This is a genomic window from Streptomyces sp. NPDC035033, from assembly GCF_040636735.1.
GTDB lineage: Bacteria > Actinomycetota > Actinomycetes > Streptomycetales > Streptomycetaceae > Streptomyces.
This window is the reverse complement of record NZ_JBEZUZ010000019.1, coordinates 78,609-87,163: the sequence shown is the minus strand read 5'-3', so window position 1 is coordinate 87,163 and position 8,555 is coordinate 78,609. Positions and strand designations below refer to the sequence as shown.

The following is an 8,555-nucleotide window of genomic DNA, read 5'->3' as shown; positions in this document are numbered from 1 at the left end:
CGGCGACGAAGGCGCGGCCCCCGGGGTCGGTGTGGAGCAGCGAGGCGAGGGTGCGGGCGCGCCCCGGCCCCTCGTCGGAGGGACCGGGGCACCGGTCGTTCCGGGGCTCCGCCTACAGGCGCGTCCACGGCTCCAGGGCCAGGCCCGGCTCCGCCTTCTGGCGGGTGACGACCACGCCGCCGTCGGCCGCCAGCGCCGCCACGGCCGCCGCGCCGTCGGCGTCGGCCGTCAGCGCCGGCGGGCCGAGGACCGGCGGGCCCGACGGGGTCCAGTGCAGGCCGGTGTCCTCGCGCTCCGTCAGGTACGCGGCGAGGGCGGCGCCGCCCCGGTCGTCGCACTGGGCGAGCAGGGTGCAGTCGTAGCCGTCGATCAGACAGCGCCCGGCGGTCAGCGGACCGCCGCCGACCGCGTCGGCGAACGGCGTGGGCGCCAGACCGCGCCCCGGCGACCAGGCGCAGATCCGCCCGGTGCCGTCCGCGAAGTAGGCCGTGACGTGCCCGGAGGCGCCGGTCACCGCGGCGAGCGTGCCCGGCACCACCGTCGCCGCCACCAGCGGCTCGACGACCGGACGGGCGCCCGGCTCCTTCTGCGCGTACCGCAGCAGCCCGCGGTCGTTGGCCGTGTACAGCTCGACCAGCCCGTCGCCGTTCACCGCGGCCACCGGGTTCTGGTCGGTGCGCCCGCCCTTCAGGTCCCACCAGGGGTGCCAGCCGCCGGCGTCCTTCTGGACGCGGGCGCTGACGCCGCCGCCGCGGTTGCGGACGAAGACGTGGGCGCGGCCCTGGGCGTCCACCGCGAGGGCCGGGTTGCCGTACCACTCGGCCTTGCCGTTGGCGTGGCCGATGGACTTCCACTCCGCGTTGGGCCGGCCGGTCTGGAACTGGACGCTGTGCACCAGTTCGACGTGCCGCTCCCCGGCCTCCGCGCCGGTGTCGGTGGGCCGGAGGCCGACCAGGTGCACATAGCGGTCGGGGCCCTGCGCGGCCGCAAGGAACGGCAGCAGACCGCCGCCGCCGAGCGCGTCCGGGCCGGTGAACCGGCGGCCGGGGCCCTCGGTCCAGCGGACCACCTCGCCGCCCCGGGGGACGTACACGCTGAAACGTCCCTCGGTGCCCCGGGCCAGCCAGCCGCCGTGCATTCTCGGGGCCCCCGGGGAGCCGTGGGCGGGGGCGGCGGGGGCCTGGGGTCGGTTCACCATGGGGGGATCCAGCGCTCCGGGTCGTGTGCGGGACGGTTCGCACCGACTGTATCCGCCCCGCCCGGGCGCCTTCCGCCCGCCCGCCGGTTCCGGCCGGCGGGCGGGGGCTCAGGAGCGGAAGGTCTCGATCTGCCGCCCCAGCCGGCTGTGCCGGCGCCCGTACAGGAAGTACACGACGATGCCGAGCGCCATCCAGACCGCGAAGCGGAACCAGGTCTCGCCCGGCAGGTTGAGCATCAGCCAGAGCGAGGCGGCGATGGAGAGGATCGGCAGCACCGGCACCCACGGGGTCCGGAAGGCGCGGGGCAGGTCCGGGCGGGTGCGGCGGAGGATGATGACGCCGGCGGCGACCATCACGAAGGCGAAGAGGGTGCCGATGTTCACCAGGGTCGCGAGTTCGTTGATGCTGGTGAAACCGGCCACGATCGCGATGACCACGCCGAGCAGGACGGTGGGGCGGTACGGGGTCTTGAACCGCGGGTGGGTGACCGAGAAGAAGCGGGGCAGCAGCCCGTCGCGGCTCATGGCGAAGAAGACGCGGGTCTGGCCGAGCAGCAGGATCAGACAGACCGTGGTGAGGCCGACGGCCGCGCCGAAGCTGATCACGCCCGCGTAGAAGGGGTGCCCGGCGGCCTTGAAGGCGTCGGCGAGCGGGGCGCTGACGGACAGCTGGGTGTAGTGCTGCATGCCGGTGACGACCAGGGCGACCGCCACGTACAGCACGGTGCAGATGAACAGCGAGCCGAGGATGCCCCGGGGCATGTCCCGCTGCGGCAGCTTGGTCTCCTCGGCGGCGGTGGCGACCACGTCGAAGCCGATGAAGGCGAAGAAGACGATGGAGGCGGCCGTGAAGATGCCCATCACGCCGAAGTTGGTGGGCTCGTACCCGAAGAGGAGCTGGACCAGCGGGGAGTCCCAGTTCGAGCCGCCGCCCTCCGGGGTCACGGCCGACGGGATGAACGGCGAGTAGTTGTCACCGACGATGAAGAACAGGCCCGCCACGATCACGATCATCACGACCGTGACCTTGATCGCCACGACGACGGCGGTGATCCGGGCGGAGAGCTTCATGCCCAGGACGAGGATCACGGTGAGCACCAGGACCAGCAGGAAGGCCAGGATGTCGAAGGTGCCGCCCGGCGCGTCCGGCCCCTCCAGGGAGGCCGGTAGGTGCCAGCCGATGTTGTCCATCAGCGAGCGCACGTAGCCGGACCAGCCGACCGCCACCACCGCCGTGCCCAGCGCGAACTCCAGGACCAGGTCCCAGCCGATGATCCAGGCCGGCAGCTCGCCGATGGAGGCGTACGCGAAGGTGTACGCCGATCCCGCCACCGGCACCGTCGAGGCGAACTCGGCGTAGCACAGGGCGGCCAGGGCGCAGACGATGCCGGCCGCGACGAAGGCGAGGGCCGTGGCCGGGCCCGCGTTCTCCTTGGCGACCTTGCCGGTGAGGACGAAGATGCCTGTGCCGATGATGACGCCGACGCCGAAGACCGTGAGGTCCCAGGCGGAGAGGGACTTGCGGAGCGCGTGCTCCGGTTCCTCCGTGTCCCGGATCGACTGCTCGACCGATTTGGTCCGGAACATTCCGGAATTGGCCCGTGGGGGGCGCTGGTCCGTGCTCACCGTCGTACCTCCGCGTCGTCCGTGACGTCGGGTCCCGAGCCCCCGCCGAACGGGGATCGGGAGAACGCCTGCCCGCAGTGAGGCCAGAATGCACGCGAAAGGGCCGGTCGGCACCCGGGAGGGTGAGCCGACCGGCCCAATGGTGACGCGGAGTGAGGACGTCCGCCGCCGCGGGGGTCAGTCGCGGGCGGGCTCCACCGCCTGCTGGGCGGCCTCGAACCGGCCGTCGAGGCGCGAGACCAGACCGGTGACCTGGCGGGCGACGTCCGGGGCGGTCAGGCCGATCTCGGCCAGGACCTCCGCGCGGGAGGCGTGGTCGAGGAAGACCGGCGGGATGCCGAAGTCACGCAGCGGCACGTCGACGCCGGCGTCGCGCAGCGCCTGGGAGACGGCCGCGCCGACGCCGCCGACCCGGCTGTTGTCCTCGACGGTGACGACCACCCGGTGCCGCGCGGCGAGCGGGGCGAGGGCCTCGTCGACCGGCTTCACCCAGCGGGGGTCGACGACGGTGGTGGAGATGCCCTGCTTGTCGAGGAGGTCGGCGATCTCCAGGCACATCGGGGCGAGCGCGCCGACCGAGACCAGGAGGACGTCCGGCCGGTCGCCGCCGGCCTCGCGGAGCACGTCCATGGAGCCGACCCGGCCCACGGCGGGGACGGCGGGGCCGACCGCGCCCTTGGAGAAGCGGACCACGGTGGGGGCGTCGGTGACCTCGACGGCCTCGCGGAGCTGGGCGCGGACCTGGTCGGCGTCGCGCGGGGCGGCGAGCCGGAGGCCGGGCACGACCTGGAGGATCGACATGTCCCACATGCCGTTGTGGGAGGCGCCGTCGGTGCCGGTGACGCCGGCCCGGTCGAGGACGAAGGTGACGCCGCACTTGTGCAGGGCCACGTCCATCAGGACCTGGTCGAAGGCGCGGTTGAGGAAGGTCGCGTAGACCGCGAAGACCGGGTGGAGGCCGCCGGTGGCGAGGCCGGCCGCGGAGACCGCGCCGTGCTGCTCGGCGATGCCGACGTCGAAGACCCGCTCGGGGAACTCCTTGGCGAACTTGTCCAGGCCGACCGGCTGGAGCATGGCGGCGGTGATCGCCACGATGTCCTCGCGCTCCTTGCCGAGCGCGACCATCTCCTCGCCGAAGACGCTGGTCCAGTCGGCGCCGGAGGTGGAGATCGGGAGGCCGGTGTCGGGGTGGATCTTCCCGACGGCGTGGAAGCGGTCGGCCTCGTCCTGGAGGGCGGGCTGGTAGCCGCGGCCCTTCTCGGTGAGGCAGTGGACGATGACCGGGCCGCCGAAGCGCTTGGCGCGGGTGAGGGCGGACTCCAGGGCCTCGATGTCGTGGCCGTCGATGGGGCCGACGTACTTCAGGCCCAGGTCCTCGAACATGCCCTGGGGGGCGATGAAGTCCTTGAGGCCCTTCTTGGCGCCGTGCAGCGTCTCGTAGAGCGGCTTCCCGACGACCGGGGTGCGCTCCAGGATGTCCTTGCCGCGGGCGAGGAAGCGCTCGTAGCCGTCGGTGGTGCGCAGGGTGGCCAGGTGGTTGGCGAGGCCGCCGATGGTGGGCGCGTAGGAGCGCTCGTTGTCGTTGACGACGATGACGAGCGGGCGGTCCTTGGCGGCGGCGATGTTGTTGAGCGCCTCCCAGGCCATGCCGCCGGTGAGCGCCCCGTCGCCGATGACGGCGACGACGTGGTCGTCCTTCTTCAGGATCTGGTTCGCCTTGGCGAGGCCGTCGGCCCAGCCGAGGACGGTCGAGGCGTGCGAGTTCTCGATCACGTCGTGCTCGGACTCGGCCTGCGAGGGGTAGCCGGAGAGGCCGCCCTTCATCTTGAGCTTCGAGAAGTCCTGGCGGCCGGTGAGCAGCTTGTGCACGTAGCTCTGGTGGCCGGTGTCCCAGAGGACCTTGTCCTTCGGGGAGTCGAAGACGCGGTGCAGGGCGATGGTCAGTTCCACCACGCCGAGGTTGGGGCCGAGGTGCCCACCGGTCTTGGAGACGGCTTCGACGAGGAAGGTCCGGACCTCCGCGGCCAGCTGGTCCAGCTGTTCCGGGGAGAGCCGGTCCAGGTCGCGCGGTGTCCTGATACGGGTCAGCAGGGCCACCCGTGCCTCCTTGCGTTCTGAGCTGGTCGAGCTTGCCGATTTTGCCGAGTCTAATGTTCCGTCTTGGATCGTGGGCATCGGGCCGCCCGGAGCGGCGTCACCCTCACGGGGGACGTACTGCTCCGGACGCGACGGTGCCCGGCACCGGTTTCCCGGTGCCGGGCGAATGTGGCGCGTGCCTCATGCCCCCGTCGCGGACGGGGTCAGGCGCGTCCCGCGGACTTCTGGGTCTTGCGGGAGACGGAGTCGATGATCACGGCGATGAGGAGCACCGCGCCGGTGATCATGTACTGGATGGCGTTGGACTCCAGGTTGAGCTGGTTGAGGCCCTGGACGATCGACTGGAGCACCAGGATGCCCAGGAGCGCCGACCAGACCTTGCCGCGGCCGCCGAAGAGGGACGTGCCGCCGATGACCGCCGCGGCGATGCACATCATGAGCTGGTTGCCGCCGCCGAGGGAGCGGTCGGCGCCGCCGGTGGCGGAGGCGAGGAAGAGGCCGCCGACGGCGCCGAGGGTGCCGGAGATCATGAAGACGGAGGTCCGGATCCAGGCGACGTTGATGCCGGCCCGGCGGGCCGCCTCGATGCCGCCGCCGACCGCGAAGACCTGGCGGCCGTAGGTGGTGCGGCGCAGCACGAAGTCGGTGACCAGCAGGATCACCAGGAAGATCACCAGGGAGAGCGGGAGGCCCTTCTCCTGGTTGAAGCCGTACGCGGCGACCAGGACGAGGACCGCGAGGACGCCGGTGCGCAGCAGGATCTCGCTGTGCGGGCGGTGCGGCAGCTCGGCGGCCCTGCGGCGGCGGGAGTCGCGCAGCTGGGCGAGGTAGAAGGCGGCGATGACCGCGACGGCGAGGCCGTAGGCGGCGGCGACGTCGGAGAAGTAGTACTTGGTGAGGTCGCCGACGAAGCTGCCGATGGGGGTCGGAATGGTCGACTTCTCGCCCATCACCCAGGTCTGCAGGCCGGCCCAGCCGAGGAAGCCGGCGAGGGTGACGACGAAGGCGGGGACGCCGATCTTGGCGAAGACCAGGCCGTGGAAGGCGCCGAGCAGGGTGCCGGAGAGGATGCCGAGGAGGATCGCGAGGGAGTCCGGCATGTCGGTGGCGAGGACGCCCCAGACGGAGCCCGCGAGGCCGGCGACGGAGCCGACGGCGAGGTCGATCTCGCCGAGCAGCAGCACGAAGACGATGCCGACGGCCATGATGCCGGGGCCGGCCGCGTACAGCGTGATCTGGTCGAGGTTGTACGAGGTGATGAAGTTGCCGGTCAGCGCCTGGAAGACGACGCCGATGACGAGGAGGCCGACGACGACCGGGAGGGAGCCGATCTCGCCGGAGCGGATCTTGCGCTTGAACTCCTCGACGTAGCCCTTGAAGCCCTGCTCGCGGACGAGGAGGCGGGGGTCGACGGCGGGGATCGCGGCGGCGGCCGGGGTCTCGGTGGCGTCCCCGGAGGTGCGGGGCTCGGGCACGGGCGCCTGGTCGGTCGCCTTCGGGGTCGTGCTCACTGGGCTGCCTCCGCGGTGCGGGCCTGCCGGCGGGTCACGGCGTTGTCCGTGGCGCCGGTGATCGCGGCGATGATCTCTTCGTGGGTGGTGGTGGCGACCGGGAAGGTGCCGTTGTTGCGGCCGAGGCGGAGGACGGCGACGGTGTCGGCGACCGCCTTCACGTCGGCCATGTTGTGGCTGATGAGGATGACGCCGAGGCCCTGCTCGCGCAGCCGCTCGACGAGGTCGAGGACCTGGGCGGTCTGCTCGACGCCGAGGGCGGCGGTCGGCTCGTCCAGGATCACGATCTTCGGGTCGCCGACCAGGGCGCGGGCGATGGCCACGACCTGCCGCTGGCCGCCGGAGAGGGCGGCGACGGGGATGCGGACGCTGGGGATGCGGATGGAGAGGGTGGAGAGGAGGTCCTTGGCCCGCTTCTCCATGGCGACCTCGTCGAGGACGCCGCCCTTCTTGAGCTCGCGCCCGAGGAAGAGGTTGGCGACGACGTCGAGGTTGTCGCAGAGGGCGAGGTCCTGGTAGACGGTGGCCACGCCGAGGCTCTGGGAGTCCTGCGGGCGGGCGATCTCGACCGGGCGGCCCTCCCACTCGATGACGCCCTCGTCGATGGGGTGGACGCCGGCGATCGTCTTGACCAGCGTGGACTTTCCGGCGCCGTTGTCGCCGACCAGGGCGACGACTTCGCCCGCGTGGACTTCGAGGTCGACACCGGAGAGGACCTGGACCGCTCCGAATCGCTTGAAGATCCCGCGCAACGCCAGGACAGGCGTCTGGGACACGTGAACCAACTCCTTCGCCGCCCGTGACGGGGGCGGCGGCATGTCGCGCCGTGCGGCGCCGAGTTCGAGGGGGGCTGTGCTCGTCCGGCCCCGGCGACAGCGGGGTCTGGGTCGGCCGGGGCCGGACGGGTTCGAGGGGGCGGAGCCGCGCCGCGGGGGCGGGCGCGTTCCGCGTCCGGCCGGAGCCGGAGCTCCGACGGGAGGGGGCGGGGCCGGGACACGGGCCCCGGGGGGGCCTACTTGATGCCCAGCTCGGCGCACTTGGCGGCGAGGTCCGCGGAGCAGATGTCGGCGGCGGCGTAGATGCCGTCCTTGATCACCGTGGACTGGATGTTGGTCTTGTCGACGACCACCGGGGCGAAGAGGGTGGACTTCACGCCGTCGGTCTCGCCCTGGGCGCCGAGCTCCTTGCCCTGGAGCAGGTTGACCGCGAACTTGGCGGCCTCGGGGGCCAGCTGGAGCGGCGACTTGTAGATGGTGAAGGTCTGGGTGCCGGCGACGATCCGCTGGATGCCCGCGACCTCGGCGTCCTGGCCGCCGACCGGGATGCCCTTGATGCCGGCGTTCTCCAGGGAGGTGACGATGCCGCCCGCCATGCCGTCGTTGGCGGAGTAGACGGCGCCGATCTTGTCCTTGCCGACGGAGGAGATGGCGGCGGCCATCTTCTCGCCCGCGACCTTCGGGTCCCACTCGCCGGAGGCCTCGTAGGCGATCTTGCCGACCTTGCCGTCGAGGGCGGTGTGGGCGCCCTTCTTGAAGAGGGCGGCGTTCGGGTCCTTCTCGTCGCCGTTGATCATGACGATCTGGGCGGTGGCGGCCTTGGCGCCGAGGGCGGCGAGCAGGGCCTGCCCCTGGAGCTCGCCGACCTTGTTGTTGTCGTGGCTGACGTAGGCGTCCGCGCCCTCGATCGCGCGGTCGTACGCGACGACCTTGACGCCCTTGCCCTTCGCCTCCTGGACCCAGCCGGCGGCCTTGGCGGAGTCCACCGGGTCGAGCGCGATGACCTTCACGCCGTCGGCGATGAGCTGGTCGAACTGCTGCTTCTGCTTCACGACGTCGGAGACGGCGTTGTTGTAGACGACCTCGCAGTCGCCGCAGGCGGCCTTGACGGCCTTCTCGAACTGCGGCTTGTCCAGCGCCTCGTACCGCGCCGTCTTGTTCTCCGGCAGGAGCAGGCCGATCTTGGTCGAGCTGCCCTTGTCCTCGCTGTCGCCGCCGCCGGCCTGGCCGCAGGCGGAGAGCGCGAGGGCCATCGAGACCGCGGTCGTGCCTATGACGACGCGACGGGTCAGTGCGTTCATGTGGGGTTGCCTCCCTGACGAGGCCGCGACGTTGCGGCCGAGGTGT

6 protein-coding genes are annotated in these 8,555 nt (G+C 72.0%); all 6 read right to left on the bottom strand.

The genetic code is table 11. The features are described from left to right. Positions 1–112 precede the first annotated feature (112 nt). Complete coding sequence (locus AB0E83_RS11280) at positions 113–1,198, bottom strand: hypothetical protein (RefSeq protein WP_362108991.1); 1,086 nt, start codon at positions 1,196–1,198, stop codon at positions 113–115. 108 nt (positions 1,199–1,306) lie between these two features. Next, positions 1,307–2,785, bottom strand: a complete 1,479-nt coding sequence (locus tag AB0E83_RS11275) for an amino acid permease (protein ID WP_362108989.1) — start codon at positions 2,783–2,785, stop codon at positions 1,307–1,309. A 216-nt stretch (positions 2,786–3,001) separates the two neighbouring features. Continuing rightward, on the bottom strand, positions 3,002–4,921 hold the full coding sequence (dxs, locus tag AB0E83_RS11270; RefSeq protein ID WP_362108987.1) for a 1-deoxy-D-xylulose-5-phosphate synthase: 1,920 nt from the start codon (positions 4,919–4,921) through the stop codon (positions 3,002–3,004). Positions 4,922–5,124: 203 nt separating this feature from the next. Next, positions 5,125–6,432, bottom strand: a complete 1,308-nt coding sequence (locus AB0E83_RS11265; protein ID WP_362108985.1) for a sugar ABC transporter permease — start codon at positions 6,430–6,432, stop codon at positions 5,125–5,127. Next, positions 6,429–7,208, bottom strand: coding sequence for an ATP-binding cassette domain-containing protein (locus tag AB0E83_RS11260; protein WP_362108983.1), 780 nt, complete (start codon positions 7,206–7,208; stop codon positions 6,429–6,431). Before AB0E83_RS11260 ends, AB0E83_RS11265 begins: the two co-directional genes overlap by 4 nt. Before the next feature lie 236 nt (positions 7,209–7,444). Continuing rightward, on the bottom strand, positions 7,445–8,509 hold the full coding sequence (locus tag AB0E83_RS11255; RefSeq protein WP_362108981.1) for a substrate-binding domain-containing protein: 1,065 nt from the start codon (positions 8,507–8,509) through the stop codon (positions 7,445–7,447). Positions 8,510–8,555 lie beyond the last annotated feature (46 nt).